Origin of the sequence: Actinosynnema sp. NPDC050436 (assembly GCF_040655415.1) — a bacterium.
Classification (GTDB): Bacteria; Actinomycetota; Actinomycetes; order Mycobacteriales; family Pseudonocardiaceae; genus Actinosynnema.
In genome coordinates, this window is record NZ_JBFAJV010000020.1 from 17,535 (window position 1) to 38,948 (window position 21,414).

23 protein-coding genes are annotated in these 21,414 nt (G+C 73.4%); 14 read left to right on the forward strand and 9 right to left on the reverse strand.

The window, feature by feature from the left end:
• Window positions 1–40: 40 nt before the first annotated feature.
• Window positions 41–535 carry an FBP domain-containing protein gene (locus AB0I60_RS33350; protein WP_360737101.1) on the forward strand — a complete coding sequence of 165 codons (495 nt, stop codon included), beginning with the start codon at window positions 41–43 and terminating at the stop codon, window positions 533–535.
• Window positions 536–596: 61 nt separating this feature from the next.
• Here AB0I60_RS33350 and AB0I60_RS33355 read toward each other — a convergent pair whose 3' ends face one another.
• Window positions 597–842 (reverse strand): hypothetical protein, encoded by a 246-nt coding sequence (locus AB0I60_RS33355; RefSeq protein ID WP_360737104.1) that lies wholly within the window; start codon window positions 840–842, stop codon window positions 597–599.
• A gap of 76 nt (window positions 843–918) precedes the next feature.
• On the opposite strand from AB0I60_RS33355, the gene AB0I60_RS33360 reads away from it, so the two are divergent.
• Window positions 919–1,458 carry an MOSC domain-containing protein gene (locus AB0I60_RS33360; protein WP_360737107.1) on the forward strand — a complete coding sequence of 180 codons (540 nt, stop codon included), beginning with the start codon at window positions 919–921 and terminating at the stop codon, window positions 1,456–1,458.
• Complete coding sequence (locus tag AB0I60_RS33365; protein ID WP_360737110.1) at window positions 1,458–2,177, forward strand: SDR family NAD(P)-dependent oxidoreductase; 720 nt, start codon at window positions 1,458–1,460, stop codon at window positions 2,175–2,177. Before AB0I60_RS33360 ends, AB0I60_RS33365 begins: the two co-directional genes overlap by 1 nt.
• Before the next feature lie 22 nt (window positions 2,178–2,199).
• Here the strand turns inward: AB0I60_RS33365 and pcaC are convergent, their stop codons facing one another.
• From pcaC to pcaH, 5 genes are read right to left on the reverse strand one after another with little or no spacing between them, the layout of a single operon-like run.
• Window positions 2,200–2,556 (reverse strand): 4-carboxymuconolactone decarboxylase, encoded by a 357-nt coding sequence (pcaC, locus tag AB0I60_RS33370; RefSeq protein ID WP_360737330.1) that lies wholly within the window; start codon window positions 2,554–2,556, stop codon window positions 2,200–2,202.
• Between the two features lie 17 nt (window positions 2,557–2,573).
• A complete protein-coding gene (gene pcaD, locus AB0I60_RS33375) occupies window positions 2,574–3,329 on the reverse strand; it encodes a 3-oxoadipate enol-lactonase (RefSeq protein ID WP_360737112.1) in 756 nt (251 codons plus the stop codon).
• Window positions 3,326–4,666: a 3-carboxy-cis,cis-muconate cycloisomerase gene (gene pcaB, locus AB0I60_RS33380; protein WP_360737114.1), complete on the reverse strand. Its 1,341-nt coding sequence runs from the start codon at window positions 4,664–4,666 to the stop codon at window positions 3,326–3,328. The genes pcaD and pcaB overlap by 4 nt, the downstream gene beginning before the upstream one ends.
• Complete coding sequence (gene pcaG, locus AB0I60_RS33385) at window positions 4,641–5,201, reverse strand: protocatechuate 3,4-dioxygenase subunit alpha (protein ID WP_360737117.1); 561 nt, start codon at window positions 5,199–5,201, stop codon at window positions 4,641–4,643. The genes pcaB and pcaG overlap by 26 nt, the downstream gene beginning before the upstream one ends.
• Window positions 5,194–5,922, reverse strand: coding sequence for a protocatechuate 3,4-dioxygenase subunit beta (gene pcaH / locus AB0I60_RS33390; protein ID WP_360737119.1), 729 nt, complete (start codon window positions 5,920–5,922; stop codon window positions 5,194–5,196). Before pcaH ends, pcaG begins: the two co-directional genes overlap by 8 nt.
• Before the next feature lie 568 nt (window positions 5,923–6,490).
• Here pcaH and AB0I60_RS33395 point away from each other — a divergent pair.
• From AB0I60_RS33395 to AB0I60_RS33420, 6 genes are all read left to right on the forward strand, one after another.
• The gene (locus AB0I60_RS33395) at window positions 6,491–6,676 is read left to right on the forward strand and encodes a hypothetical protein (RefSeq protein WP_360737121.1); all 186 of its coding nucleotides are present in this window, start codon (window positions 6,491–6,493) and stop codon (window positions 6,674–6,676) included.
• Between the two features lie 56 nt (window positions 6,677–6,732).
• A complete protein-coding gene (locus AB0I60_RS33400) occupies window positions 6,733–7,380 on the forward strand; it encodes a response regulator transcription factor (RefSeq protein WP_360737123.1) in 648 nt (215 codons plus the stop codon).
• Between the two features lie 78 nt (window positions 7,381–7,458).
• Window positions 7,459–7,836, forward strand: a complete 378-nt coding sequence (locus AB0I60_RS33405) for an ATP-binding protein (protein ID WP_360737125.1) — start codon at window positions 7,459–7,461, stop codon at window positions 7,834–7,836.
• 26 nt (window positions 7,837–7,862) lie between these two features.
• Window positions 7,863–8,921 (forward strand): PAS domain-containing sensor histidine kinase, encoded by a 1,059-nt coding sequence (locus AB0I60_RS33410; RefSeq protein ID WP_360737128.1) that lies wholly within the window; start codon window positions 7,863–7,865, stop codon window positions 8,919–8,921.
• Window positions 8,918–9,298 (forward strand): response regulator transcription factor, encoded by a 381-nt coding sequence (locus AB0I60_RS33415; RefSeq protein ID WP_360737131.1) that lies wholly within the window; start codon window positions 8,918–8,920, stop codon window positions 9,296–9,298. The genes AB0I60_RS33410 and AB0I60_RS33415 overlap by 4 nt, the downstream gene beginning before the upstream one ends.
• A 61-nt stretch (window positions 9,299–9,359) precedes the next feature.
• Entirely contained in the window at window positions 9,360–9,707 is a 348-nt protein-coding gene (locus AB0I60_RS33420) for an STAS domain-containing protein (protein ID WP_360737133.1), read from the forward strand.
• A gap of 112 nt (window positions 9,708–9,819) precedes the next feature.
• On the opposite strand, the gene AB0I60_RS33425 is transcribed toward AB0I60_RS33420, so the two are convergent.
• Window positions 9,820–14,220 (reverse strand): HAMP domain-containing protein, encoded by a 4,401-nt coding sequence (locus AB0I60_RS33425; protein WP_360737332.1) that lies wholly within the window; start codon window positions 14,218–14,220, stop codon window positions 9,820–9,822.
• Between the two features lie 152 nt (window positions 14,221–14,372).
• Between AB0I60_RS33425 and AB0I60_RS33430 the strand changes: the two genes are divergently transcribed.
• Complete coding sequence (locus tag AB0I60_RS33430) at window positions 14,373–15,764, forward strand: PP2C family protein-serine/threonine phosphatase (RefSeq protein ID WP_360737135.1); 1,392 nt, start codon at window positions 14,373–14,375, stop codon at window positions 15,762–15,764.
• A 32-nt stretch (window positions 15,765–15,796) separates the two neighbouring features.
• Here the strand turns inward: AB0I60_RS33430 and AB0I60_RS33435 are convergent, their stop codons facing one another.
• On the reverse strand, window positions 15,797–16,120 hold the full coding sequence (locus tag AB0I60_RS33435) for an STAS domain-containing protein (RefSeq protein WP_360737137.1): 324 nt from the start codon (window positions 16,118–16,120) through the stop codon (window positions 15,797–15,799).
• A 138-nt stretch (window positions 16,121–16,258) separates the two neighbouring features.
• Between AB0I60_RS33435 and AB0I60_RS33440 the strand changes: the two genes are divergently transcribed.
• On the forward strand, window positions 16,259–16,642 hold the full coding sequence (locus tag AB0I60_RS33440) for an ATP-binding protein (protein WP_360737139.1): 384 nt from the start codon (window positions 16,259–16,261) through the stop codon (window positions 16,640–16,642).
• 310 nt (window positions 16,643–16,952) lie between these two features.
• On the opposite strand, the gene AB0I60_RS33445 is transcribed toward AB0I60_RS33440, so the two are convergent.
• Window positions 16,953–18,761, reverse strand: a complete 1,809-nt coding sequence (locus AB0I60_RS33445; protein WP_360737142.1) for a trypsin-like serine protease — start codon at window positions 18,759–18,761, stop codon at window positions 16,953–16,955.
• Window positions 18,762–19,380: 619 nt separating this feature from the next.
• Here AB0I60_RS33445 and AB0I60_RS33450 point away from each other — a divergent pair.
• From AB0I60_RS33450 to AB0I60_RS33460, 3 genes are all read left to right on the forward strand, one after another.
• On the forward strand, window positions 19,381–19,884 hold the full coding sequence (locus tag AB0I60_RS33450) for a lamin tail domain-containing protein (RefSeq protein WP_360737145.1): 504 nt from the start codon (window positions 19,381–19,383) through the stop codon (window positions 19,882–19,884).
• Between the two features lie 169 nt (window positions 19,885–20,053).
• Entirely contained in the window at window positions 20,054–20,359 is a 306-nt protein-coding gene (locus AB0I60_RS33455; RefSeq protein ID WP_360737147.1) for a helix-turn-helix transcriptional regulator, read from the forward strand.
• 120 nt (window positions 20,360–20,479) lie between these two features.
• Window positions 20,480–21,121, forward strand: a complete 642-nt coding sequence (locus AB0I60_RS33460) for a lamin tail domain-containing protein (protein ID WP_360737150.1) — start codon at window positions 20,480–20,482, stop codon at window positions 21,119–21,121.
• Window positions 21,122–21,414 lie beyond the last annotated feature (293 nt).

Here is a 21,414-nt window from a genome sequence, read left to right on the forward strand (position 1 = left end):
CAGTTGCCTAGGGCCTCTAGCCGAGGTTAGCGTGCCGGGCATGAAACCGGCTACCGAACGCGACATCCGCGCGTCGTTCGTCAACTGCACCAAGGGCGAGCGGACGCGGCTGGCCGTACCCCGGGACCTCGACGCGCGGCCGTGGGACGACCTGGACTTCCTCGGCTGGCAGGACCCGGCCTCGTCCGAGCGCTCCTACCTGGTCACCGAGACCGGCGACGGGTTCGTGGGCGTCGCGCTGCGCCGGGCCGCACCCCGGGCCGGGCAGGCGCGGCGCAGCATGTGCTCGCTGTGCCTGACCACGCACCTGGGCGACGGCGTGGCGCTGATGACCGCGCGCAAGTCGGGCAAGCAGGGCCAGCTCGGCAACTCGGTCGGCGCGTACTTCTGCAGCGACCTGGCGTGCTCGCTGTACCTGCGCGGCAAGAAGGACGCCGGCCCCGGCAGCCGGTTCCACGAGTCGCTGCCGCTGGACCGGCTGATCGAGCGCACGGCGACCAACCTGGCCGCGTTCCTGGACCGCGTGACCGCCTGATCGCGGCACGCGCGGGCAAGGCGACGTGCGGTGCGCGCCGGGTGGTGGCGCGGGCCCGGGATCAGGCGAGCAGGGCCCGGCCTGCCGGGGTCAGCTCGGCCGGCGACCACTGGCCGTGACCGTCGAGCCGGACCGGTCGGACCAGCCCGGCGTGCGCCAGTTGGCGTGCGGTGGCCTGGTCGCTGCACAGCAGCCCGTCCACCCGGAGGTCGGGTTCGCGGCTGCGCGTCACCTCGGCGCGGCCGGCCGCGACGGCACGCAGCATCGCGCGTGCCCGGTGGGTCAATTCGTCGTCGTCCATGATCATTCACCGTCGTCCGCAGGGGTGTACACCCCGGTTATCGCCGTGACCGCCCGAAGTCTTACCGATTAGGGTCCGGAACATGGGAATCGTCGTGGCCGTCAGCCGCAGCGCGGAGTACACGTTCACAAAACCCACCCGGGACGGCGTGCGGCTGGTCGCCGGTCTCGGCGTCGACGGGGACGTCCACGCGGGCGAGCTGGTCAAGCACCGCTCCCGGGTGCGCCGTGACCCTGCGCAACCGAACCTGCGCCAGGTGCACCTGATGCACGCCGAGCTGCACGAGGAGCTCAACGCCCTCGGTTTCGACGTCGCCGCCGGTCAGCTCGGCGAGAACATCACCACCCGGGGCGTGGACCTGCTCGGCCTGCCCACCGGCTCGCTGCTGCGGCTCGGCGCGGAGGCCGTGGTGGAGGTGACGGGGCTGCGCAACCCGTGCCCGCAGATCGAGGCGTTCCGCGAGGGGCTGCTCAAGCACGTGGTGGGCCGCGACGAGCACGGCGCCGTGGTGCGCAGGGCCGGGATCATGTCCGTGGTGCTGGTCGGCGGCGAGGTCCGGCCGGGCGACCCGATCCGCGTGGAGCTGCCCGCCGCCCCGCACACGCCGTTGGCCCCGGTCTAGTGGACCTCGGCGGCGCGGTCGTGCTCGTCACGGGCGCGAGCGGCGGGATCGGGGCGGGTGTCGCCCGGCGGTTCGCGCAGGCCGGCGCGCACGTCGTCGCGCACCACCACCGGGGCGAGGTGGCGCTGCCGGGCGCACTGGCCGTGCGGGCGGACCTGACCTCCCCGCAGGAGTGCGCGCGGCTGGTGGGCGCGGCGGCGGCGTGGCGGGGGCGGCTGGACGCAGTGGTGAACTGCGCGGGCGTCCAACCGGTCCGCGAGCTGGACGGGATGACCGCCGACGAGTGGCGCTCGGTCCTGGACACGAACGTGACCAGCGCGTTCGCCTGCACGCAGGCGGCGGTCGAGGTGATGCGCGGCACGGGCGGCTCGATCACGCACATCGCGTCCGTCGAGGGCCGCCACCCGGCGCACGGGCACGCCCACTACAGCGCCTCGAAAGCCGCGCTGATCGCCCACGCCCGCGCGGCGGCGCTGGAGTGCGGCCGGTTCGGGGTGCGGGTCAACACCGTGTCACCGGGCCTGGTCGACCGGCCCGGCCTGGCCGACGAGTGGCCCGAGGGCGTCGCGCGCTGGCACGCCGCCGCACCGCTGGGCCGGCTGGGCACGCCGGAGGACGTCGGCGACGCCTGCGTCTTCCTGGCCTCGCCGAGGGCCTCCTTCATCACCGGCCACGACCTGGTGGTCGACGGCGGGATCTGCGCACGCCCGACGTGGTGACCTGCCCGGCGGGCACGGCCGGTCAGGCAGTCCCCGGCTCCTCCGCCAGGACGGGCTGGGCGACGGCGAACGCGCGGTTGGCGGCGGGCACGCCCGCGTAGACCGCCACCTGGAGCAGGACCTCCTTGATCTCGTCCCGGGTCAGGCCGTTGCGCAGCGCGGCGCGCACGTGCATCGCCAGCTCGTCCTCGTGGCCCAGGGTGGCCAGCATCGCCAGCGTGATGCACGAGCGGGTCCGGCGGTCCAGGCCCGGCCGGGTCCAGATCGTGCCCCAGGCGTAGCGGGTGATCAGGTCCTGGAAGTCGGCGGTGAAGCCGTCCGCGCGCGCCACCGCCCGGTCGACGTGCTCGTCGCCGAGCACCTCGCGGCGGACCCGCATCCCCTCGTCGTGCTCGTTCACGCCAGGTGCTCCCTCAGGATCTTCGAGACGGCGCCCGCCGCCTCGACGTTGGCCAGGTGGGCGGCGCCGTCCAGCACGTGCAGCTCCGCGCCCGGGACGGCGTCCGCGATCGCCCGCAGGCGGTCGGGCGGGGTGGCCTCGTCCAGCGCGCCGGCGACCACCGCCGTCGGCGCCTCGATCACCGGCAGCACCGAGCGCAGGTCCAGCGCCCCCAACGCCTCGCAGCACGCCGCGTAGCTCTCGTCGTCCACTGCGGACAGCACCGCCCGGAACCGGTCCACCGTCGCCGGCGACCGCTCGGCCAGCGCCGGCGTGAACCAGCGGGCCACCACGGCGGGCGCGATGGAGGCGGTGCCGTTCGCGCGCACCGCCGAGGCGCGCTCCTGCCACGGCCGCGCGGTGTCGTAGTACGCGGTGGTGCACAGCAGGACCAGCCGGTCGACGCGCTCCGGCGCGTGGCCGGCCAGCCACATCCCGACCATCGCGCCCATCGACACGCCGCAGTAGGACACCCGGGGCAGGCCCAGGCCGTCCAGCAGCTCCAGCACGTCCTCGGCCAGGTCGTCGACCCGCAGCGGACCGGTGGACGCGGGGCTGCCGCCGTGCCCCCGGTGGTCGTAGCGCAGCACCCGGAAGCGCTGCTCCAGCTCCGGGAGCTGCGGCTCCCACAGCGCGGTGGTGGTGCCCAGCGAGTTGCCCAGGACGACGACCGGCGCGTCCTCGGGTCCGCTCAGCTCGTGGTGCAGCTTCATCTCTCGGCCTTCCCCCGGTGCGCCGCCAGCGCCCGGTCCACGAACACGCCCGCGCTGCCGACGTACCCGGCCGGGTCCAGCGCCTCGTCGATCTCCTGTTCGGACAGGTCGATCCGCAGGTCGGCCCGCAGCGCGTCGCGCAGCGTGCCGCCGTTGAGCACGGCCGCCCGGCACACCTCGGCGACCAGCTCCTGGGCCTCGGTGCGGCCGATCCGCGCGGCCAGCCGCACCGCCACGTTCTCCGCCATCAGCAGGCCACCGGTCAGGTCCAGGTTGCGCCGCATCCGGTCCGGGTCGACGCGCAGCCGGGACAGCAGCTCGCGCAGCCCGTGCACCGCGCCGCCGACCAGGCGCAGCAGCTCGGTCACCGACTGCCACTCGCTGTGCCACGCGCCGGCCGCGCGCTCGTGCTCCTGCGGCATCGCGGACAGCACCGCCGACACCAGGGCGGGCACCCGCCGCGTGCCCGCCGTGACCAGCACCGCCCGCACCGGGTTGTGCTTGTGCGGCATGGCCGACGACGTGCCGCCCTCGGCCTCGGCGACCTCGGCCACCTCGGTCTGGGCCAGCAGCACCACGTCCTGCGCGATCTTGGCCAGCACGCCCGACGCGCCGCCCAGCGCGCACGCCAGCTCGGCGACCCGGGTCCGGTCGGTGTGCCACGGGATCAGCGGCGCGACCAGCCCCAGCTGCACCGCGAGCTGGTCGGTCAGCCCGGGGTCGGCGACGGCGGCCAGGGTGCCCGCCGCACCGCCGAACTGCACGGCCAACCGCCGCTCCCGCACCCGTTCCAGCACCTCGGCGGCCTCGTCCACGGCCACCAGCCAGCCCGCGCACTTGAGGCCGAACGTCGTGGGCAGCGCGTGCTGCGCCAGCGTCCGCCCGGCGATCAGCGTCTCCCGGTGCCTGCGGGCCAGCCGCTCGCACTCCCCCGCCACGCCCGCCAGCCCGTCCAGGATCGGGCCCAGCGCCCGGAACGCGACCAGCGACAGCGCGGTGTCCAGGACGTCCTGGCTGGTCGCGCCGTTGTGCACGGCGGCCCGCCCCTCGGCGGTGACGTGCGCGCCGATGGCCCGGACCAGCGGCACCACGGGGGTGCCGCTGCCGCGCGCCGCCTCGCCGAGGGCGGCCGGGTCGTAGTGGCCGACGTCGATCGCGGTCACCACCATCCGGGCCGCCTCTTCGGGCACCACGCCCGCCCGCGCCTGGACGATCGCCAGCGCGCGCTCGAAGTCCAGCATGGCCCGCAGCCACGCCCGGTCGGATATCTCCGCCTCCACGGCCGGGTCGGTGAACAGCGGCCCGAACAGCTCAGACGTCGAAGAAGACGGTTTCATGCTCCCCTTGCAAGCGGATGTCGAAGTGGTAGCCGTGCGGGGTGGTCGCGGCGATGAGCGTGCCGCGCGCCGCCGGGTCGCCGATCGAGCGCAGGACCGGGTCGTCGGCGTTGGCCTCCTCGTCCGGGAAGTAGATGCGGGTGACCAGCCGGACCAGCATCCCCCGGCAGAACACCGACACGTTCAGGTGGGGTGCCTCCCGGCCGTCGCCCGAGGGCAGCGGGCCGGGTTTCACGGTGAGCAGGCCCCACCGCCCCTCCGCGTCCGTCGCCGCGCGGCCGAAGCCCCGGAAATCCTTCCACCGCACCGCACCGCGCGGGTCGTCGGGGTGGTCGAAGCGGCCGCCCGGGTCGGCCTGCCAGGTCTCCACCACGGCGTCCGGCACCGGTTCGCCGTTGCCGTCGAGCACCCGGCCCTCGACCCGGAACGCGCCCTCGGTGCCCTCGGGCACCACGAACGGGCCGTCCTCCCAGAACAGGCCGTGCGCGAAGAACGGGCCGACCGTCTGCGACGGCGTGGTCTGCAGCTCAGTCATCGTCGTCGTCCTCGTCCTCCAGCGGCGTCGGGTTCGTGCCCCGCAGCACGATGTCCCACTGGTACCCCAGGGACCACTCGGGAACCGTGCTGCCCAGGTCGAACCGCGCGATCAGCGCCTCGCGCGCCTTCGGGTCGCGCACCGAGTTGAAGATCGGGTCCTGGAAGAACAGCGGGTCGCCCGGGAAGTACATCTGGGTGATCAGCCGCTGCGTGAACGCGGTGCCGAACAGCGAGAAGTGGATGTGCGCGGGACGCCACGCGTTGTCGTGGTTGCGCCACGGGTAGGCACCGGGCTGGATCGTGGTGAACGCGTAGCGCCCGTCCGCGTCGGTGATCGTGCGGCCGACGCCGGTGAAGTTCGGGTCCAGCGGGGCGGGGTGCCGGTCGCCGTCGTGCCGGTAGCGCCCGCCCGCGTTGGCCTGCCAGACCTCCAGCAGGGTGCCGGCGACCGGTCGCCCGTCGCCGTCGAGCACCCGCCCGGAGACGGTGATCCGCTGGCCCTGCGGCTCGCCGTCGTGGCCCAGGGTCAGGTCGTTGTCGTGCGGGCCCACCCGGCCCTCGCCGAGCAGCGGCCCGGTGATCTCGCCGAGCCGCTGCGGCAGCAGCGCGAACGGCCGGTGCGGCGACCGGGCCGCGTTGGACCGGTAGTCCGGCCAGCGGACCGGCGGGTGGGAGCCGGTGTCCCGCCGGTAGTGCGGCGTGGTGGTGTCGAGTGGCACCGCGCCCTCCTGTTCCTTCGACCAAGGGTTGTCCGGCCCGCCCGGTCCGCCCCGTCCCGGGGGCCGTGCCGCCCCGGTGGGCACACCGCGCGGCGGGTGGTCGGAACGTAGGTTCGGGCCGCCGGGCGGGTCAACGGCCGGTTCCACTGATCGGAAGGCCGAACCGCTGCGTTCGGGCCGGGATGACCATCACGCCGACGACGGGCGGGTCGGGTGTGCCGACCGCGCCGCTCCTGGGCGGGCCGCTCGGCTGATAGCCGAGCGGCACCGTCCACCCCGGACAGCGCGCCCCCGTCCGCCGGTGCGGTGGTGGAGAACCGCGTTGCAGCGCCGACCCACGAGACGTGAAGGCGTTGCAGGGCAGGGCGGTGGTGCTCGCCGCGCGTGGTCGGGTCGAGGCGATGACCGCCTGCCGGGGAACCGGTGGAGCGCTCGCCCCTTGCCGCACTGGTGCACGAGTGCGCGAGCCTGCTGCACCGGGCCGGGTGGGACGCGGAGGCGACACCCGCTGGTCGCCGACGTCCTGCGTCCGGACCCGCGAGGCCGTGGCGGTGTGCATCCGGACCGGGTGGCGAGGCTGGCCGTGGTCGCCGGCCCGCTGGTGGCCGGCACGGCCCTTCTGCGCACTGCCCTGCGCGACCACCTGGCCGCCGCCGAGCGCTTCCGCGACCGGTTCACCGCCCTGCCCGTGCCCAGCTCGGAGCCGGTGGTGCCGGCCTGCCTCGGCCCCACCCTCCGGTCCCTCCCGGTCTAGGGTGGCCCCAACCCCGCTTGCGGAGTCCCGGACTCCCCTCCCCGAGGACGTCGCACATGGCCGAACCACCCCCACCCGGCCCGATCCGGGTCCTGCTGGTCGAGGACCACGACATGGTGGCGGAGGCGATCGGGCTGGCGCTCCAGCGGGACCCGGGCGTGCTGGTGGTGGCGTCGGTCCGGTCCGTCGCCGCCGCCGCGCAGGCCGCCGCGCGGCACCGGCCGGACGTGGTGGTGCTGGACCGCCGGCTGCCCGACGGCGACGGCGTCTCCGCCATCGCGGGCCTGCGCGCGGTGGGGGCGCGCGTCCTGGTGCTGACCGGCGACGCCACCGCCGGCGTGGCCGCCCGGGTGGTCGACGCCGGCGGCGCGGGCCTGGTGCTCAAGTCGGCGCGGCTGGAGGAGCTGGCCGACGCGGTGCGGCGGGTCGCGCGGGGCGAGACCGTGTTCGACGGCAGCCTGCTCACCGGCGTGCTGGACCGGCTGACCGGGCGCACGCCGGTCGCCGGGGCGTCGCTCACCGCGCGGGAGCGCGAGACCCTGTCGCTGCTCGCGGACGGCGTGTCCACCGACGAGATCGGCCGGCGGCTCGGCGTCGCCCGCAACACCGTGCGCAACCACGTGCAGCGCGTGCTGGACAAGCTCGGTGCCCGGTCGAAGCTGGAAGCGGTGTCGATCGCGCGCCGGGAGGGCCTGGTCGACTGACCGCGTGGTGCATCCGCACTACGCGCGCCGGCACCGTTGCGTCTCGCCGGCGGGGCCGGCTTGTCCCACGCTGCGAGCGTGGACGTACCGGTGGCCGACCAGGTGGCTGATTTCGGGCCGCCCACCGGTCCCGGCGGCGCGGCCCTCGCACGCGACTTCACCCGCCGGACGCTGAGCTGCTGGGACTACCGGGGCGACCACGACGACGTGGTGCTCGTCGTGTCCGAGCTGGTCGCCAACGCCTGCCGGCACGCCCTCGGCCCGGCCGTGCTGCGGCTGACCGGCGGCCCGCTGCGAGTGCTGGTGGAGGTGTCCGACGGCAGCCCCGTCCCCCCTCGGCTGCGCCCGCAGGGCACCGACGGCGGCTGGGGGATGCCCCTGGTCGACCGGTTGGCCCTCCGCTGGGGTGTGACGCCCCACGGACAGGGGAAGGTCGTGTGGTGCGAGCTGGGCTAGCGCCGCCCGTGGTGCACAGTACGGGTATGGCGACCCCACCCCGACCCCCCGACCGGATGCCCGACTCGGCGTTCCAGCTCCTCGTGGAGGGCGTCGTCGACTACGCGATCTTCATGCTGGACCCCGGCGGGCACATCGTGAGCTGGAACTCCGGTGCCGAGCGCATCAAGGGCTACCGCGCGGAGGAGATCATCGGCCGCCACTTCTCGGCGTTCTACCCGCCGGAGGACATCGTCACCGACAAGCCCGGCCGCGAGCTGGAGGCCGCCATCGCCGACGGGCGGCTGGAGGACGAGGGGTGGCGGCTGCGCAAGGACGGCAGCCGGTTCTGGGCGAACGTGGTGATCACCGCCCTGTTCGACGACACCGGGCGGCTGCACGGGTTCGGCAAGGTCACCCGGGACATGACCGAGCGGCGGCGGGCCGAGCAGCAGCTGCTGGAGCGGCGGGGGCTGGTCGGCCACCTGGTCGAGGCGCAGGAGCTGGAGCGGCGGCGGATCGCGTGGGACGTGCACGACGACTCGATCCAGGCCATGGTCGCCGTCGGGATGCGGCTGCAACTGCTGGAGCGCAGGCTGCCCGAGGAGCACGCCCGCACCGTGCACGACCTGGACGAGGCGGTGCGCGGCTCGATCAGCCGGCTGCGGGCCCTGGTGTTCCGGCTGCGCCCGCCCGAGATCGACGGCTTCGGCCTGGTGCACGCGCTGGAGGCGTACCTGGTCGACTTCACGCCGTCCTCGGAGCTGTCGTGCACCGTGGAGGACGGGTTGGACCGCGAGCCGCCCAAGGACACCTCCATCACCATCTTCCGGGTCGTGCAGGAAGCGCTGACCAACGTGCACAAGCACGCGCGGGCGACGGACGTGGTCATCACGCTGTCCACTGTGGACCACGGCACGCTGGTCGAGGTCGCCGACAACGGCATCGGCGTGTCGCACTCGGCCGACGTGCAGGCCGGTCTGGAACACTTCGGCATGATCGAGATGCGGGAGCGCAGCGAGACCGCGGGCGGCTGGTGGACCTTCGCCGCCCGTCCCGGAGGTGGCACCGCCGTCCGGTTCTGGCTGCCCACGACGACGCCATGACCCGCATCCTGATCTGCGACGACGACGCCATGATCGGCGAGGCCCTGCACGAGGTGCTGGAGGCCGAGCCGGACCTCACCGTCGTGGCCGTCGCCCGCACCGCGCCCGAGGCCGTCGAGCAGGCCGAGCAGCACGCCCCCGACGTGGTCGTGCTGGACGTCCGGATGCCCGGCGGCGGCGGCCTGCTCGTCGCCCGCGAGCTGCGGCACCGCTGCCCCACCACCCGGGTGATGGTGTTCTCCGCGCACGCCGACCCCGTGACGATCGCCGAGATGCGCCACTGGGGCGTCACCGAGTACCTGGTGAAGGGCGTGCCGAACACCGAGATCGTGGACACCGTCCGCAAGCTGGGCCGAGGACCCTTCGGGAAGTTGTGACCGCCCCCGCCCTCCCGTACGGTCGATCGACGCAGCCATCCACCGCGTCGGGAGTGCCGGTATGGAGCAGCCGCTGATCACCGTCCGCACCTCTCGGCACGACGACGTCCTGCTGGTGCGGGTGGTGGGCGAGGTCGACCAGGACACCGCGCCCCTGGTGCGCACCGCCCTGCGCGAACCGGCGGCGGCCCTCGTGCTCGACCTCGACGCCGTCACGTTCTTCGGCTCGGCCGGCATCAGGCTGCTGGTGGACGCCGTCCGCGCGCACCCGGCGCTGGCCGTCGCGACCACCGCGCGAGCCGTCCTGCGCCCCCTCCAGGTGACCGGCCTGGCCCGCCACCTGCCGCTGTGCGACTCGCCGGAAGCAGCCCTGGACCGCGTGCACCGGCTGAGCCACCAGCCGCGCTGACGCCGCCGCGCGCCCCGCCCGGCCCCGGTGGACCGCCTCCGGTGCCACACGATCCGGTGAACCGGGTGACGCCGCGCGCCCCACCCGCCGGCAGCGGGGGCCGGCCGCGCCCTCAGTCCTGGTCCAGCCCCAGGTAGAAGGCGATCAGGCGGAGCAGGTGCTCGGTGTCCACGGGCTTGGTCACGTAGTCCGTCGCCCCCGACGCCAGGCTCTTCTCCCGGTCGCCCTTCATCGCCTTCGCCGTCACGGCGATCACCGGCAGGTCCGCGTAGCGCGCCATGGCCCGGATCGCCGCCACCGTCGCGTTGCCGTCCAGCTCCGGCATCATGATGTCCATCAGCACCAGCGACACGTCGTCGTACTGCTCCAGCGCCCGCACGCCGGTGATCCCGTTGTCCGCGTAGATCACCTCCAGGCCGTGCAGCTCCAGCACGCTGGTCAGCGCGAACACGTTGCGCAGGTCGTCGTCGACGATCAGCACCTTCTCGCCGTGGAAGCGCATCGGCGCGGGCGGCAGCTCGGCCGGGGCCGAGGCCGGCGGCACGGGCTCGGCGACCGAGGTCTCCAGCACCGCCATCCCGGACGGCGACAGCTCCTCCACCTCGGGATCCACCGGTGCCGGCACCAGGCCCTGCTCGCCCAGCGGCAGGTACAGCGTGAACGTCGACCCCGTGCCGGGCTCGCTGCGCACGTCCAGCCGGCCGTCCAGCAGGGTCGCCAGCTCACGGCTGATCGACAGGCCCAGGCCGGTGCCGCCGTACTTGCGCGACGTGGTCCCGTCGGCCTGCTGGAACGCCTCGAAGATCACCGCCAGCTTCTCCGCCGGGATGCCGATGCCGGTGTCGCGCACGTCGAACGCGACCGTGCCGTCGCCGAGGCGGATGCCCAGCCGGATCTCACCGTCGTGGGTGAACTTCACCGCGTTGGACAGCAGGTTGCGCAGGATCTGCTGCAACCGGTGCTCGTCGGTGTGCAGGGTGGACGGCACGTCGTCGTCCACCGCCACCTCGAACTCCAGGCCCTTCTCGGCGGCCAGCGGCAGGGTGAGCGCCTCCACGTAGGCGACCACGTCCGACACCCGCACCGGGTCGGTCTGCACCTGCATGTGCCCGGACTCGACCTTGGTCAGGTCCAGGATGTCGTCGATGAGCTGGAGCAGGTCGGTGCCGGAGGAGTGGATCGTCCGGGCGAACTCGACCTGCTTGGGGTTGAGGTTGCCGTCGAGGTTGTCGGCCAGCAGCTTGGCCAGGATCAGCAGCGAGTTCAACGGCGTGCGCAGCTCGTGCGACATGTTCGCCATGAACTCGGACTTGTACTTCGACGCCGACGAGAGCTGCCGCGCCCGCGCCTCCAGCTCGACCGAGCCCGCCCGCAGCTCCTCGGTGAGCCGCTGCGACTCGACCAGCAGGCTGTCCGTGCGGGCGTTGGCGAGCATGGTGTTCACGTTGACGCCGATGTTCTCCTTCAACTGGTCCAGCAGGTCCAGGTGGGTCGCGGTGAACGCGCCGAACGACCCCAGCTCGATCACGCCCAGCGTCTCGCCCTGGAAGACGATCGGCAGGATCACCAGGTCGACCGGCGGCGCGGAGCCCATCCCGGACCCGATGTCCAGGTAGCCCGGCGGCACGTCGTTGACCAGGACGGTCTTCTTCTCCACGGCGACCTGGCCGACCAGCGACTCGCCCCGGGCGAACCGGGTCGGCCGGCCGGTGGGCTGGTAGGCGTAGGTCGCGGTCAGCTCCAGCGCGTCGGACTCGCCGTCGACCAGGAAGAACGCCCCGTGCTGCGCGGACACCAGCGGGGTCAGCTCGCTGATCACCAGCGACGCCATGGCGTGCAGGTCGCGGTGGCCCTGCATGAGGCCGGACAGCCGGGCCAGGTTGGTCTTGAGCCAGTCCTGCTCCCGGTTGGCGCGGGTGGACTCGCGCAGGTTGCCGATCATCCGGTTGACGTTGTCCTTGAGCTCGGCGACCTCGCCGGAGGCGTCCACGGTGATCTGCCGGGTCAGGTCGCCGGCGGTCACCGCCGTGGCCACCACGGCGATCGCGCGCACCTGCCGGGTGAGGTTGCCGGCCAGCTCGTTGACGTTCTCGGTGAGCCGCTTCCAGGTGCCCGAGACGCCCTCGACCTCGGCCTGGCCGCCGAGCTTGCCCTCGGTGCCGACCTCGCGGGCGACCCGGGTGACCTCGTCGGCGAACGACGAGAGCTGGGCGACCATGGTGTTGATCGTGGTCTTGAGCTCCAGGATCTCGCCGCGCGCGTCCACGTCGATCTTCTTCGACAGGTCGCCCCGGGCCACCGCCGTGGTCACCTGGGCGATGTTGCGCACCTGGTTGGTGAGGTTGTTCGCCATGAAGTTGACGTTCTCGGTGAGGTCCTTCCAGGTGCCGGCCACGTTCGGCACCCGCGCCTGGCCGCCGAGGATGCCCTCGGTGCCGACCTCGCGGGACACCCGGGTGACCTCGTCGGCGAACGCCCGCAGCGTGTCGACCATGCCGTTGATCGTGTCGGCGAGCGCGGCGACCTCGCCCTTGGCCTCGACGGTGATCTTCTTGGACAGGTCGCCGCCCGCGACCGCCGTGGCCACCGCCGCGATGCTGCGGACCTGGGTGGACAGGTTGTCCGCCATGACGTTGACGTTGTCGGTGAGGTCCTTCCAGGTGCCCGCCACCCCCGGCACCCGCGCCTGGCCGCCCAGCCGGCCGTCCGTGCCGACCTCCCGCGCCACCCGGGTCACCTCGTCGGCGAAGCCGGAGAGCTGGTCCACCATGGTGTTGATGGTCGACTTGAGTTCCAGGATCTCGCCGCGCGCGTCGACGGTGATCTTCTGGGACAGGTCGCCGCCCGCGACCGCCGTGGTCACCTGGGCGATGTTGCGGACCTGCGCGGTGAGGTTGTTGGCCATGAAGTTCACCGAGTCGGTCAGGTCCCGCCAGGTGCCGCCGACGCCCGGCACCTGCGCCTGACCGCCCAGCCGGCCGTCCGTGCCGACCTCCCGCGCCACCCGCGTGACCTCGTCGGCGAACGACGAGAGCTGGTCGACCATCGTGTTGACGGTGTCCTTCAGCTCCAGGATCTCGCCGCGCGCGTTCACCGTGATCTTCTGCGACAGGTCGCCCCGGGCCACCGCCGTCGCCACCTGGGCGATGTTGCGCACCTGCGAGGTCAGGTTGCCCGCCATGAAGTTCACCGAGTCGGTCAGGTCCCGCCAGGTCCCCGCCACACCCGGCACCTGCGCCTGACCGCCCAGCCTCCCGTCGCTGCCGACCTCGCGGGCGACCCGGGTGACCTCGGCCGCGAACGACGAGAGCTGGTCCACCATCGTGTTGATCGTGGTCTTGAGCTGGAGGATCTCGCCGCGCGCGTCCACGTCGATCTTCTGCGACAGGTCGCCCTGCGCGACGGCGGTCGTGACCTGGGCGATGTTGCGGACCTGCGAGGTGAGGTTGCCCGCCATGAAGTTCACCGAGTCGGTCAGGTCGCGCCAGGTCCCGGCCACGCCGGGCACCTGCGCCTGGCCGCCGAGGCGGCCGTCCGTGCCGACCTCGCGCGCCACGCGCGTGACCTCGTCGGCGAACGACGAGAGCTGGTCGACCATCGTGTTGATGGTGTCCTTGAGCTCCAGGATCTCGCCGCGCGCGTCGACGGTGATCTTCTGCGACAGGTCGCCCTGCGCGACGGCGGTGGCGACCTGGGCGATGTTGCGGACCTGCGAGGTGAGGTTGTTCGCCATGAAGTTCACGTTGTCGGTGAGGTCGCGCCAGGTGCCGCCGACGCCCGGCACCTGCGCCTGACCGCCCAGCCGGCCGTCCGTGCCGACCTCGCGCGCCACCCGGGTCACCTCGTCGGCGAACGACGAGAGCTGGTCGACCATCGTGTTGACGGTGTCCTTCAGCTCCAGCATCTCGCCCGCCACCGTGACGGTGATCTTCTGCGACAGGTCGCCCTGCGCCACCGCCGTCGCCACCTGGGCGATGTCGCGGACCTGCGCCGTCAGGTTGTCGGACATGAAGTTCACCGAGTCGGTGAGGTCCTTCCAGGTGCCCGCCACGCCCGGGACCTGCGCCTGACCGCCCAGCCGGCCGTCCGTGCCGACCTCCCGCGCCACCCGGGTCACCTCACCCGCGAACGTGCGCAGGGTGGCGGTCATCGAGTTGAAGCTCTCCGCCAGGGTGGCGACCTCGCCCCGGCCGGTCACCGTGATCTCCTGCGACAGGTCGCCCTCGGCCACCGCCGCGAGCACCCGGCTCAGCTCGGTCGTCGGCCGGGTCAGGTCGTCGACCAGCCCGTTGACCGAGCCGGCCGCCATCTCCCAGCCCCCGGGGCCGGCCCCGGGGGCCAGCCGCTCGGCCAGCCTGCCCTCCTGCCCCACCGCCTGGCGCACCCGCACCAGCTCGCCGACCAGCCACTGGTTGCGCTCCGCGATCTCGTTGAACACCTCGGCGAGCTCGCCCGCGCGCCCCTGCGGCACGACGAGGCGGCGGCGGAAGTTGCCGTCGCGCATCTCGCGCATCGCGGTCAGCAGCCGGGCGAGGGTCACGTCCGTGTCGTCCTGCGCGGTCGTCACGTGGGGCCTCCAACGTCAGCGGATCTGGGCCAAGCCTGCCACTGTCGGTGGCGGCGTGTCCGCTAGGTTGGGCACGACCCGACACACAGGAGCCGAGGATGGCCCAGGGCTACCGGCAAGGTTCCGAGGCGGGCCTCGACCTCGACGCGTGGCGCCGCCTCGTGGACGGCTTCCACGAGGCCGTCGTGGTGCTCGACCCGGCGGGCGTCGTGCGGGTGGCGAACCCGCTGGCAGCCGTCCTGTTCCCGCACGCCAGGCCCGGTGCGCCCGCGATCGTGGCCGGTCGGTCGCAGGACCTCGGCGGCGGCTGGACGGCCTGGTACCGGGGGGCCGAGGAGTTCCTGGAGGACGCGTCCCGACGCCTGCTCACGATCACCGACCGCGCCGGGACGCTGCTCAACGTGGTCGAGATGGCCCCTTCGCCGCACCCCGTGCTGATCGTGCCCAGCGCCCGGGGCCGCCTGGAGTGGTGGCGGCGCGGCCCGGACGGCGAGATCACGGCGGCCCGCACCACCCGGCAGGTGGCCGGCGGCACACCGGCGCTGGCGGCCGTGCTGGACGGCACCGAGCCACACGCCGAGATCACCCGACCAGGTGACGGCCCGTGGGGTGGCGCGACCGGCCCCGGCCTGGCCGTGCGGCTGGCCGGCGGCGGCGCGCTGGTGTGCTTCGGCGGCCTGCGCGACCCCGACCTGCTCACCCGGTACGCGGAGCGGGCCGCCGCCGCCGTCCGCCTCAGCACCCGCCTGGACGACCAGGAGCGGGCCGTGGCCGCGCTGCGGGCGCACCTGCTGCCCAGCCCGCTGCCCGTCGTGCCGGGCGTGCGGCTGGCCCGGGTCTACGAGCCCGCGCACCGGGGGATGCCGATCGGCGGCGACTTCTACGACGTGCACCCCCGCGAGGACGGCAGCGCCGCGTTCGTGCTGGGCGACGTGGCCGGCAACGGCCTGGAGGCCGCCGTGCACTCCGGTCGGGTGCGGTCGAGCCTGCACACCCTGCTCGTGGTCGAGCAGCGGCCCGCGCAGCTGCTGACCCTGCTCAACGCGGCGCTGCGGGCCGCCGGCAGCAAGCTGTTCACGACGCTGGTCATCGGCAACCTGGTCCCGGTGCAGTCCGGCGGCCTGCGGGTGGCCCTGGCAGCCGGCGGCCACCCCGCGCCGCTGGTGCTGCGCTCCGGCGGCCGGGTCGACGAGGTCGCGGTGCACGGCGGGATCGTCGGCGTGCTGTCCGAGGTGCGGTTCCAGCAGACCACCGTCACACTCGGACCGGGCGAGACCCTGCTGCTCTACAGCGACGGCGTGACCGAGGCCCGCGCCCACCACGACCGGCAGGAGCTGTTCGGCGACGCGCGGCTCAAGGCCGCCCTCGCCGAGTGCGCGGGGCTGCCCGCCGAGGCGGTGGCCGAGCACGTGCGGCGGACCGTGTTCACCTGGCTGGGACCGGCCGAGCACGACGACCTGACGCTGCTGGTCGTGCAGGCCGAGGCGTGACGCCGGGGGTCGCGGGTGCCGGGACGGGACCGTCAGGCGGTCGCGTCCTCCACGGTGCCGTGGATGTGCATGACCTCGGTCAACTCGGTCAGCCGGAACAGCTTGTGCACCGAGGGCTGCAACGACGCCATCCGGAACTGCCCGCCCGCGCCGTCGAGCCGGCGGTGCCAGTCCAGCATCAGGGACAGCCCGGTGGTGTCCATGAACGGCACCTCGCTGAGGTCGACCACCACCCTCCCACCCGGCGTCCCTTCGAGGTGGTCGGAGAGCACGGGCACGGTGTCCGCGTCCAGCTCACCCGACACCGCGACGACCGTCCAGCCGCCTCGGACCTCACTGCGCACCTGCAAGTCCATCGCGTCCGAGCCTTCCCGCACGGCGGGTGCCGCGCCGCTACAGATCGTGCAGCACCGGGGCGTCGGACGCGACCACTGGGTGGTCCAAGCGACAGGATGTGCGACGATGCGGTAACGGCCGATCAACGGGAGCGGATTGTGCGCAACGAGCCAGCGACGCCGGTGGCCGTGACGCTGCCCGCGACCGCCGGCGCGTCCGCCCAGGCCCGACGCATCGTGGGCGAGGCGGTGGCGGCGTGGGGCGTGTCCCCGGACGTGGCCGAGGACGCGGCACTGGTGGTCACGGAGCTGGTGTCCAACGCGGTGGACCACGCGTCGGGGCCTGTGGAGCTGACGGTCGGCCGCACCGAGGCGGGCCTCCGCATCGAGGTGGCCGACCAGTCCCCCGCCATGCCCGACCCCAGACCGGTGCAGGTGGACTCGGCGCGCGGGCGCGGCCTGATCATCGTCGCGGCGCTGAGCCGCGAGTGGGGTACCTCACCCACGGCGGGCGGCAAGGTGGTGTGGGCGGAACTCGCCTGACGCCGGGCGGCCGGCGGCGGTCCGGTGCCGAGGCACCCGTGCCCGGCGCGATCGTGCCGGGTCGCCACGGTCGCCGAGAGCCGCTGTGACGCCCGCAGCCGCCCGGCGCACCCCGTGACCGCCGCAGGCCGCACCGCTCCCGTCAGGCCACCTCCAGGGCCACCGCCGACCCCGTCTTCCGACCGCGCTGCGCCGACCCGGCCGACCGGCCGCGCCCGCTCGCCGCTCCGCCGCGTCCCGTCGCGGACACGGCGGAGCGGACCCCGGCCGGTCGGCCGGGGTCCGCTTCGGTGGTCAGCCTCCGCCGGGGCTACACCACTCCGAGGCCACCCCACCGGGTCACGGTGAGGGTGAACGTGGCCGATCCGCTCTTGCCGTCCGCAGCCGTCGCCTTGATGGTGACCTGGTAGGTCCCCGGCGGCGTCTGGAAGCCGGTCGACACGAACACGCTGCTGGTGCCGCCCTGGGCGACCGAGCGCGGGTTGAACTGGAACTGCGAGCCCGCCGGGTTGCCGGTCGCGGTCAGCGACAGGGTGCCGGTGCCGCCCGACGCGGTGACCGAGAACTGGGCGAAGAAGCCCTGCTGCACGGACGCCGAGGACGGGCTGAGCCGGACCGCCACGTCACCGCCGGGCGCGTCGCCCTCGACGGTCAGCGACAGCGTGGTGGTGGCGGTCTTGCCGCCGGAACCGGTGCCCGTCACGGTCACGGTGTACGTGCCGGCCGGCGTGCTGCCCGCCGTCTCCACGGTCAGCTTCGCGTTCGACCCGGTCTGGATCGACGTCGGCTGGAACACCGCCTTCGCCCCGCTCGGCAGGCCCGACGCCGACAGCGACACGGTGTCGGGTCCGCCCGACCCGGACGCCGAGGTGACCGTCGTGGACGCGTACTTGCCCGCCGCGACCTTCAGGCTCGCCGGCGACAGCCCGAGCGTGAAGTCGCCGGGCTCCTGGTTGCCGCCCTCGACGGTCAGCGACACCGTGGCGGTGGCGGTCTTGCCGCCGGAACCGGTGCCCGTCACGGTCACGGTGTACGTGCCGTTGGGGGTGGTGGTCGCCGTCTCCACGGTCAGCTTCGCGTTCGACCCGGTCTGGATCGACGTCGGCTGGAACACCGCCTTCGCCCCGCTCGGCAGGCCCGACGCGGACAGCGCCACGTTCTCCGCGCCACCCGAGCCGGCCGCCGACGTGATCGTGGTGGACGCGTGCTTGCCGGCCGCGACCTTCAGGCTCGACGGCGACGCGCCCAGGGTGAAGTCGGACTGCGGCGTGCCCACCTCCTGCTTGACCCAGTCGCCCATGTCGTTGGTCAGCCGCCCGTAGACGCTGTACCACTTGAAGTCGCTGCGGCTCCACGACGCGACGCCGACGATCTTGCCCTCGACGATCAGCGGACCGCCGCTGTCACCGGGCAGGATCGTGGTGCGGCCGTCGGAGTACCCTGCGCAGATCATGGTGGCGGACTTGAACCCGGCGCCGACGCCCTGGCACACCGAGTCGCCGTTGACGATCGGCAGCGTCGCCTTGTCCAGCGTCACGTCGCGCTGGTTGTCGTTGAAGTCCTTCTTGCCGTAGCCGAAGCCCAGGCCGCTCTTGCCCGGCGTCGCCAGCCCGGAGTCGGCGGACGTGGCGAACTGCGCGTACTTGCCGCCGCGCACCGGGATGTCGTCGGCGGTGGTGACCACCGCGACGTCGTAGCCCTGGTCGAAGTTGACGTACTTCGGGTGCTTCTTGTACTCGACGACCTTGGTGGTGAAGCCGCCGCCGGTGTTGAGGTCGTCCAGGCCGTAGACGAAGCTCTTCTCGCCCTGGGCGTCCGCGCAGTGCGCGGCGATCAGGATCTTGCGGGGCGCGACGACGGAACCGGTGCAGGTCTGGCCCTGCGGCCGGGTGCCGCCCGCGCGGATGCCCGCGATGATCCCGGGGAACTCGTCGACGGTGGCGTTCTGGCCGTTGTGGAAGAGCGCGCCGGCGTCTGATCTGGTCGGAACGGTGTCGCCCTCGTAGTTCGCGGCAGGGGCGTTGCCCGGCGCGGCGGAGGCTCCGGCCAGGGGGAGCAGCGGTAGCAGCAAGGCCGCCGCGACGAGGGGTGCGAGGCCCCTGGGACGTGGTCGTTTCACTGTGCTTCCCTTCCAGGCGAACAGCCGCTCCAGCAGGGGGTGGGGCGGCGAGGTTCACTGTCGGGCCGCACCGGTCCGGGAACAATCAGGGTCGTGATCCGTAGGGGTACGGCACTTATTCGCCCGCCCGGCACCGACCGGCCCGGGGCCGACCGGCTGGACCCCGGGCACGGGCGGCCTCGCGGGCGGCTGACGAGCGGGGTCGGCGAGCACAACGGCCACGGCAGCGGACACGGCGGCGGATGGCAGCGGCGGACGGCAGCGGCAGCGATGGGCTGCGGCGTCGGTGTGCGGCAGCGGCGGACGGCAGCGGGGCGACCGACAGTGCGGGAGGCGACGCGCGGTGTGGGCAGCGACGGCGGGCCGAGGCGGAAACGGGCAGCGGCGCGCGGGCGGCGGCGGGCAGCGGCGGGCAGCGGGCGGTACCACGGGCGGGGTGGGTGGCGGGCTCGCGCAGGGCGTGGCGGGTGCCGGGGGCGCGGGCGTTGACAGTCCTCTGTGGACACCACCTGCGCTGTGAAACCGCGCACTCGCCCGATCGTGGGACGGCCCCCGCACGCTGCGGCCCCGGGGCATTGGCCCCCTGCGTGGCGTCCGGGCCGATACCACACTGGAGGCCATGATCACTTTTCCGCACCAGGCCGCCGCGCTGGCCGTGCTGTGCGGCCTGTCCTTTCCCCCAGCCCAGTGCCCGGTCAAGGTGCACGGCGTGCTCGCCCACGGTTCCACCGGCTACGTCGAGCTGCGCAACACGTCGACCGCCGAGGTCGACCTCTCGGGGTGGACGCTCGTCTCGTGCACCGGACGGGCGACGACCATTCTGGCGACATTGCCCGCCGGCACCTCGCTGCGACCGGGTGCTCCGCTGCTCGTCGCGGGGCCGGACCACCTCGGACCCGCCGACTGGCGGGTGACCGTGCCGGAGGTCTCCGGCGACGGCCAGGCGCTGCTGGACCGGAGCGGCGCGCTGGTCGACCGGGTCGCCGTCGCGGCCGACTCCCCGTGCCGCGAGGCCGAGGCCGCCGCCACGTGCCCCGGCGGGCTCGCGCTGTCCCGGGACGAGTTCGGCAACGACACCGACAACAACCGGCGCGATTTCCACTGCGCGGAGCCGCCGGCTTAGCCCGGACGACCCCGCTTTCACAATTCCGACCTCCGCCGCCATGACGTGCAGCCGCACGTGCAGATCGATCCCCAAAAATTCTGGGTGGCACCGGGGTGAATTCCCTGGTACTACCTTCCGATGATGGACCGATGATTGCACGACACGGGCGAAGAGGAGGGTACTTGTCGTGCCTGCGGACGAGCGGGAGCCGAGACCGGAACCGATCAGCGAGATCCTGCCGGAACTCCGGCGGGTGCAGGGCCTGACGCAGTGCGACCTGGCCGAACGCCTGCACTCCGCCTCCGGCAACGACAGCATCACCCGGGAGGAGGTATCGCGCTGGGAACGGGGTAAACGCATTCCCGGCCCCTATTGGCGAGCGTGGCTGGGCCAGGTGCTGGACACCCCCGAACACGAGCTGGAGCGGGCCGCCGCGTTTGAGCGCCGGCTGCGCAGGCAGCACCGCAAGCAGATGTCGACAATCAACGGATAACCAGATGATCAAACTGGCCCCTTTCCATTGATGACCACTCGGGACCATTGTTGGTGACACCGGGGACCAGTTGGATGGCCCGGTCGAAGGATTCACACACGTGGTTGAGAGGTAATTATCATGCGTCGATTTCTGAGCAGCGCCGCGATCCTGGCCGTGCTGACCGCGACCGCGACCACCGGCGGTATCGCGCTGGCCGCGCCCGACAGCGACGGCGTGGCACCGATGGTCTCGTCGTCCCTGGTCGTCAACGAGGTCGCGACGCGTGGGCCGAGCGGGCAGCTCGACGAGTTCATCGAGGTCCTGAACGTCAGCAACCAGTACATCGACCTGGCGAACTTCGAGGTCCGGGTCTACAGCCCGTCGAACGTGCTGCTGGCGGCGATCGACTTCCTGCCCGGCATGGTGTTGGAGCCTCGCGGCAACGCGGGCTCGGTCGTCGTGCTGACCGGCACGCAGTTCTCCGGCACCGTCGACGTCGGCGCGCTGGTGCAGCCGATCTCGCTCACCGGCCAGGGCATCCCGGACACCGGCGGCGTGGGCGTCTTCACGCAGGCCGGCGTGCGAGTCGACGGCGTCGCGTTCTCCGTCCCCGTGACCGCCACGCGCGAGGGCACGGCCACCCGCCCGCAGACCATCGTTCCGCCCGGGATCGACCCGCTGCTCGCCGTCTCCTCCGCCAGGGACGTCATCAGCACCGACACCGACAACAACCAGCGCGACTTCTCCCTGCACGTGCGCACGCCGGGCGCGCTGAACTGACCGCACCGCACCACCGCGCGGGACCGCTCGACCTACCACCGCGCGGGGTGACCTGACCTGAGCCGCGATGCCACGTCCGGTACGCGACCCGTCCGGACGCCGAGGGCCCCGACCGCCGACCGGGCGGCCGGGGTCCGTGGCGTTGCCGCCGGGCCGCCGACGTCTGCGCCCGGCGGCACGACCGGGAAATGTGCCCCTACAACCCGGGAAACGACGTGCGAGCGGACGATGCCGGGCGGTGGCGGCAAGTCGCCGGCGGCGAGTTGCCGCCGGTCGCAAGAGTTCCTCATTGT

Bases quoted from the DNA above. Each gene is read 5' to 3' on its own strand.
- AB0I60_RS33350 (WP_360737101.1), top strand. From the start codon at position 41: ATGAAACCGGCTACCGAACGCGACATCCGCGCGTCGTTCGTCAACTGC.
- AB0I60_RS33355 (WP_360737104.1), bottom strand. From the start codon at position 842: ATGATCATGGACGACGACGAATTGACCCACCGGGCACGCGCGATGCTG.
- AB0I60_RS33360 (WP_360737107.1), top strand. From the start codon at position 919: ATGGGAATCGTCGTGGCCGTCAGCCGCAGCGCGGAGTACACGTTCACA.
- pcaC (WP_360737330.1), bottom strand. From the start codon at position 2,556: ATGCGGGTCCGCCGCGAGGTGCTCGGCGACGAGCACGTCGACCGGGCG.
- pcaD (WP_360737112.1), bottom strand. From the start codon at position 3,329: ATGAAGCTGCACCACGAGCTGAGCGGACCCGAGGACGCGCCGGTCGTC.
- pcaB (WP_360737114.1), bottom strand. From the start codon at position 4,666: ATGAAACCGTCTTCTTCGACGTCTGAGCTGTTCGGGCCGCTGTTCACC.
- pcaG (WP_360737117.1), bottom strand. From the start codon at position 5,201: ATGACTGAGCTGCAGACCACGCCGTCGCAGACGGTCGGCCCGTTCTTC.
- AB0I60_RS33400 (WP_360737123.1), top strand. From the start codon at position 6,733: ATGGCCGAACCACCCCCACCCGGCCCGATCCGGGTCCTGCTGGTCGAG.
- AB0I60_RS33410 (WP_360737128.1), top strand. From the start codon at position 7,863: ATGGCGACCCCACCCCGACCCCCCGACCGGATGCCCGACTCGGCGTTC.
- AB0I60_RS33415 (WP_360737131.1), top strand. From the start codon at position 8,918: ATGACCCGCATCCTGATCTGCGACGACGACGCCATGATCGGCGAGGCC.
- AB0I60_RS33420 (WP_360737133.1), top strand. From the start codon at position 9,360: ATGGAGCAGCCGCTGATCACCGTCCGCACCTCTCGGCACGACGACGTC.
- AB0I60_RS33425 (WP_360737332.1), bottom strand. From the start codon at position 14,220: ATGCGCGAGATGCGCGACGGCAACTTCCGCCGCCGCCTCGTCGTGCCG.
- AB0I60_RS33430 (WP_360737135.1), top strand. From the start codon at position 14,373: ATGGCCCAGGGCTACCGGCAAGGTTCCGAGGCGGGCCTCGACCTCGAC.
- AB0I60_RS33435 (WP_360737137.1), bottom strand. From the start codon at position 16,120: ATGGACTTGCAGGTGCGCAGTGAGGTCCGAGGCGGCTGGACGGTCGTC.
- AB0I60_RS33450 (WP_360737145.1), top strand. From the start codon at position 19,381: ATGATCACTTTTCCGCACCAGGCCGCCGCGCTGGCCGTGCTGTGCGGC.
- AB0I60_RS33460 (WP_360737150.1), top strand. From the start codon at position 20,480: ATGCGTCGATTTCTGAGCAGCGCCGCGATCCTGGCCGTGCTGACCGCG.